This window comes from Sulfobacillus harzensis (assembly GCF_012933365.1).
In the GTDB taxonomy this organism is placed as follows: Bacteria; Bacillota; Sulfobacillia; order Sulfobacillales; family Sulfobacillaceae; genus Sulfobacillus_B; species Sulfobacillus_B harzensis.
In genome coordinates this window covers 1-854 of the sequence record NZ_JABBVZ010000306.1, presented here as the reverse complement: position 1 = coordinate 854, position 854 = coordinate 1, and the positions used below count along the sequence as shown (strand labels likewise).

The following is an 854-nucleotide window of genomic DNA, read 5'->3' as shown; positions in this document are numbered from 1 at the left end:
CAGCCCGCCATCATTAGCGCCATGACCGCCGCCCATATCGCGATGTCCCGCTTCATGGTTGTGCCTACTGGGCAGCCCAGTCGTCGCCGTCAAGCGGCACATGCAGAATCTCGTACCGCTGACCGCCCTGAATGGCCTCATGGCAGCGCTCGCAGACGGCGACCGGCGTCAATGTGGCGCTCACACAGGGCCGACTGCCACAAATCTCGCAATATGAGACTTCGTAGACCCATTGGCGTCGTCCCAACTCGTGGCTGCATTCATCGCACGCTGCCCCGGCCACGTGGTTGCCTTGTTCGTAGTACACAAAGTCTGCGGGCCGCAGCTGATGCACATTGTTAAAAATGGCTATTGGTTGCATCGTCTTCGATAACCTCCGTTTCATAGACCGTCCAGTGTGTCACTTGGCCCGGCGTGTCGCGCCGCCCTTCGTGGAACAGAACGAGGTGCAGGATAATCAGATCCGCCATCTCCCCCGGTGCTTTGGCCGCGTAGTACGCTTCGCACACCCGGCAGAAGTAGACGCTCACGACATGCGCCGATAACCCGGTCATGCACCCCTCCAGGCATCGCGGTCGATGCGGGGGCGCGGCAGGCCCAATTCGCGGGCCTTGGCCCGGACGCTGTCCCGACTCCGGTTGAGCTTCACGGCGATTTCCGCGAGGGTGTAGCCGTCCCGCCGATAGTCGGTCAAGGCTTGCACTTCCGCCGTGGTCCAGTTGCGCTGTCTCATTGCCATGCGCTGCCCCAGCTCTCCAGCTCCCGGCGGAGCCGCTGAAAGGCGAAAATCATGGCCTGTTCCGCCTGCCGTTGGGTGGGGCGTCGAGCCGCCAATTGTTGGCACGCGATTTCCA

General features: G+C 62.3%; 3 protein-coding genes. All 3 read right to left on the bottom strand.

What is annotated here, in order from left to right; all coding sequences use genetic code 11:
- Positions 1-64: 64 nt before the first annotated feature.
- Genes HIJ39_RS23205 through HIJ39_RS23195 form a run of 3 tightly spaced genes read right to left on the bottom strand, consistent with a single transcriptional unit; the run spans position 65 to position 739 of the window.
- A complete protein-coding gene (locus tag HIJ39_RS23205) occupies positions 65-361 on the bottom strand; it encodes a hypothetical protein (protein ID WP_169103383.1) in 297 nt (98 codons plus the stop codon).
- Positions 339-554, bottom strand: a complete 216-nt coding sequence (locus tag HIJ39_RS23200; RefSeq protein ID WP_169103382.1) for a hypothetical protein — start codon at positions 552-554, stop codon at positions 339-341. The genes HIJ39_RS23205 and HIJ39_RS23200 overlap by 23 nt, the downstream gene beginning before the upstream one ends.
- The gene (locus HIJ39_RS23195) at positions 551-739 is read right to left on the bottom strand and encodes a hypothetical protein (RefSeq protein ID WP_169103381.1); all 189 of its coding nucleotides are present in this window, start codon (positions 737-739) and stop codon (positions 551-553) included. The genes HIJ39_RS23200 and HIJ39_RS23195 overlap by 4 nt, the downstream gene beginning before the upstream one ends.
- Between the last annotated feature and the right edge of the window lie 115 nt (positions 740-854).

Bases quoted from the DNA above. Each gene is read 5' to 3' on its own strand.
- HIJ39_RS23195 (WP_169103381.1), bottom strand. From the start codon at position 739: ATGGCAATGAGACAGCGCAACTGGACCACGGCGGAAGTGCAAGCCTTG.
- HIJ39_RS23200 (WP_169103382.1), bottom strand. From the start codon at position 554: ATGACCGGGTTATCGGCGCATGTCGTGAGCGTCTACTTCTGCCGGGTG.
- HIJ39_RS23205 (WP_169103383.1), bottom strand. From the start codon at position 361: ATGCAACCAATAGCCATTTTTAACAATGTGCATCAGCTGCGGCCCGCA.